The 4,120-nt window shown below is 38.6% G+C and carries 3 protein-coding genes; 2 read left to right on the top strand and 1 reads right to left on the bottom strand.

The annotated features are described in order from the left end of the window. Positions 1 to 185: 185 nt before the first annotated feature. A complete protein-coding gene (locus E1163_RS01960; protein WP_155168920.1) occupies positions 186 to 1,454 on the top strand; it encodes a glycosyltransferase family 4 protein in 1,269 nt (422 codons plus the stop codon). Then, positions 1,451 to 2,551, top strand: a complete 1,101-nt coding sequence (locus E1163_RS01965; RefSeq protein ID WP_155168922.1) for a DegT/DnrJ/EryC1/StrS family aminotransferase — start codon at positions 1,451 to 1,453, stop codon at positions 2,549 to 2,551. Before E1163_RS01960 ends, E1163_RS01965 begins: the two co-directional genes overlap by 4 nt. Here E1163_RS01965 and E1163_RS01970 read toward each other — a convergent pair. Further along, a complete protein-coding gene (locus tag E1163_RS01970) occupies positions 2,536 to 4,014 on the bottom strand; it encodes a lipopolysaccharide biosynthesis protein (RefSeq protein WP_155168924.1) in 1,479 nt (492 codons plus the stop codon). The genes E1163_RS01965 and E1163_RS01970 overlap by 16 nt on opposite strands. Between the last annotated feature and the right edge of the window lie 106 nt (positions 4,015 to 4,120).

Below are 4,120 nucleotides of genomic sequence, written 5' to 3' on the forward strand. Positions count from 1 at the left end.
TTTCGCATAAGGTTGCTATGGCAGTAAATAAAATATAAGATTTTTATCATAGTGTCTTTTTCTAACAGCCACTGACCATTTACTAATTTCTCCCATTCTCGATTGCTAGGCAGGACTTTTACATCAATTAGCAGGTTTTGTCAATAATAAAGGTTCATGAGTTATGACCTGTTATATTTGCAATAATGAAGAAAGTTTTGATAATCACTTATTATTGGCCGCCCAGTGGGGGAAGTGGAGTACAGCGGTGGTTGAAGTTTACAAAATATTTGCCGGATTTCGGATGGAAACCATTCGTTTATACTCCGGAAAACCCTTCATTCGAAGTTAAAGATTACAGCCTTGAAAAAGATATTTCTCCGGAAATTGAGGTGATAAAGCTGCCAATTTGGGAGCCATATAAATTTATACAGCGATTCAAAGGTAAGGGTAGTCAGCAAAGTGACATTGTAAAGAGCAGCAATAAAGGCCTGTTAAGTAAAATAATGCTATGGTTAAGAGGTAATCTGTTTATCCCTGACCCCCGATGTTTTTGGATTAAACCATCGGTAAAAAGACTTAGTACTATACTGGCTTCAAAAGGTATAGATACAATAATTACAACTGGTCCGCCGCATAGTATTCACCTCATTGGGCTAAAGCTTAAACAAAAATTAAATGTGAAGTGGATTGCTGACTTCAGAGACCCTTGGACTACCTGGGTGCTTTATGAAAGCTTCTATCTGACTGGGGTGGTGAGACGTATCCATAGAAAAATGGAAAAAGAGGTATTAACTCATGCCGACTCAGTACTAGCGGCCAGTTGGCATTATGCGAAGGAGTTGAGCGAGCTGGGGGGAGGCAGAGACGTGGAGGTTATAACGAATGGCTTTGATGATGACGAATTCAATGCTTCGGCAGAAATAAATCCAAAGGAATTTGTTATTCGACATGTGGGTGTTGTCGATGAACTTCGCGACCCTACACCATTTCTTAATGTAGTGAAGTCATTAATAGTAGAAGAGGATTATAACATTAACGTAGAGTTTGTTGGTAATGTCAATCAGGCTTTAAGGAGTTATATAGCCTCAGATATGATATTGAATGAGAGAGTGCTTTTAAAACCTTATGTGAGTCATGATCAGGTTTTTGAAATCTACCGAAGCTCAGCGGCTCTATTGCTCGTGCCGTTTAAAAATATGCCGGGTAACATACCAGGAAAACTGTTTGAATATCTGGCATCTGGCAGGCCTATACTTGCTATAGGCCCTAAAGACAGTGATTCGTCGTTGATCATAGAGCAGGCCAAAGCAGGCTTGATTTGTGAGCCTGATAATGCTGAGGCTATGAAAGAAGCCATCAGACATTTGTACCTTGAGTTTAAGGCTGGCCAAAAGCACGATTTCAAAGGGATTCAGAAATTTTCCAGACGGAAATTAACCGAAAAACTGGCTAACATATTAAACAACCTATGAAAGTCCCCTTTTTCGATCTGAAACGACAGTATGATCATCTTCGAAATGATGTAAACGCTGCTGTACACGAGGTATTAAATGGAGGCTCATTTATAGGAGGGAAAGAGGTCGAAGGATTTGAAAGCAGTTTTGCCGAATACACGCAAACTAGTCATTGCATAGCCTGCGGGAATGGTACTGATGCCCTTGAGCTAGCTTTAAGGGCTTTGGATATTGGGCCGGGAGATGAAGTCATCATTCCGGCTTTTACGTTTGTAGGTGATGCTGAAGTTATATCATTGGTTGGGGCCACTGTGGTTTTGGTTGATATTCTGTCTACCGAATATACGCTTGACCCCTCAAAACTAGAGGCGGCGATTAATGATAAAACCAAGGCAATTATTTGCACCCACCTTTATGGTTTACCATGTCGCATGGATCAAATTATGACTATAGCAAAAAAACATGGGATTAAGGTTGTTGAGGATTGCGCTCAGGCTCATGGTGCATCTCTGGCAGGGAAACCGGTAGGTAGTTTAGGGGATATTGCGGCGTTTAGTTTTTATCCCACAAAGAATCTTGGTGCTTATGGAGATGCTGGCGCAATAGTTACCAATAATGATCGACTGGCAGAAAAAGTCAGGTTATTAGCAAACCATGGCCAGATATCAAAAAATGAACATATAGTGGTAGGTAGGAATAGCAGGATGGATGTAATGCAGGCGACTGTACTCAATGTGAAGTTAAAGTATTTGGATGAATGGAACAGAAGACGCAGACAGACGGCTCAGATATATAGTCAGGAACTTCAATCGAAGAGTATCATAAAGCCTCAGGTCTATGAAAATGCGTACCATGTTTATCATCTCTATGTGGTGCGTTCTAATAACCGAAATGCTCTTCAAGGTTATTTAAAAACACAGGGAGTGGTAACTGAAATTCATTACCCAAAGGCCATTCATCAGCTTGAGGCTTTCAGACATTTACAAGTAACGGACAAACAGTACCCGGTTGCGGAGGAAATAGCAGCTTCCGTGCTTTCTTTACCTGTCTTTCCGGAATTGAAAGAAGATGAGATAAGGTGGGTTGTCCGGTCGCTTAACTATTTCACTTTGTAGAAAAAGCCAGTGAACCCATCTACAACTTTATTAAAGTCTGGGGATAAATTGAGCATATAAATTGCCGGGACGCTTAAAACCACCAGCAGCATGCTTCTTAACAATATATCAATGTATACAGAAGTGATTGAGGGCATGATGTATGCCAGAAGTGTGGAAGCGGTAAGTAACAGGACTATGCCCAGATACTCTAACGTAAAAGGACTTAGGTTCATCTTCACCTTTATAAAAAGATATCGGAGAATGTTAAAAGTGACTACTGAAATCATAGTGGCCAAAGCCGCACCTTCTATACCGTATAAGGGAATGAAATAAAGATTTGTTAAAATAGTCAATATTAATAAAAATAAAGACAAGGCTGTATCAACCCTGTAGTACTTACTGTTCAAAATTATTGCCCCGTTTATGCCAAAACCTGTTTCCACAATTTTAGCAAATCCGAGTAATAAAAATACCGTAAAACTATTGTGGTAGGTATCGGGAAGGAAGTGCATCAGGTTATGATAATTAACAATAATAAGTGTAAATATTAAGGCGCAGAACAGAAACTGATTGAGAGCAGATTTTTTGTATAGTCTGTTAAGAGTGGAGTGATCATTATTTTTTGCTGCATCAGAAGCCAGTACATTGGATGTCCTTGAAATAGATTGTGCGGGTACCATAACCACGGTACTGATATAGAAGGCTATGGAGTAAATGGCCACCCCTTCAAGTCCTATATACTTTCCCACCATTAATATATCAATCCGGTTGATTAAGAATACGGATAGGCCACTTATTATAGTATATAAACCAAAGCGGTACATACTTTTAATAAGTTGTATTTTTTCATCGCTAAACCTGAATGTAATGTTGAGTTGTTTCAGGTATGCCATATAGCCCAGTGCTATTAGAGCAATCAATAGCTGGCACCCTACATATATGTTTATGAATGATGTCAACCCTAAAAAACCAAAGTAATATAGTAGTACCACTACAAGCCAGAAAACTCTTAATAATATAAAGTTTAAAAATGCAGGTACACTATTCTTAAAAATAACCCTTAGGTACGAATCAAAAAGATTATAAAAAATTAATGAAGCCATAAATGGCAGCAACAGGTAAAAGTATCTGGAAAATAAGGCTGATTTCTCTTGATACATGGAAACGACATAGTCGTCAAACAAAAATAGAAACAGAGATGCAAGTGCTAAACCAATTAGTGATATGATTAATCCTATGGATAGCGTAGTATTTGTTTTGTCCGTTTTCAGGTGAGGGTGAAAGCGGACAATAATGTTTCCTGATCCTAACTGTGCTATTTGGGCAATAACGGCTGATGCTGACATTAAGATCCTGGTTAGTCCGAATTCTTCCTCTGTCAACACATTGGGGAAAATCAAAACGGTGTTGATGTACCCCAGTCCTATACCGGCAAATAAAATGATCGAAAATTTAATGCTGCTGTTGCTTACTATTCCCAATGAAGTAATTTTAGAATGGCTTAACGTAAAATTCTGCTTATGTTTGTGATTTCAGAATGAAAAAATAATGATCAGCCATAAATATAAAGTTATTTTCATTCATATA

The sequence above is a fragment of the Fulvivirga kasyanovii genome, assembly GCF_009711405.1.
GTDB classification, from domain to species: Bacteria; Bacteroidota; Bacteroidia; order Cytophagales; family Cyclobacteriaceae; genus Fulvivirga; species Fulvivirga kasyanovii.

What these genes read in the sequence shown, in the direction of transcription:
- E1163_RS01960 (WP_155168920.1), top strand. Translation starts at nt 186, where the DNA reads ATGAAGAAAGTTTTGATAATCACTTATTATTGGCCGCCCAGTGGGGGA.
- E1163_RS01965 (WP_155168922.1), top strand. Translation starts at nt 1,451, where the DNA reads ATGAAAGTCCCCTTTTTCGATCTGAAACGACAGTATGATCATCTTCGA.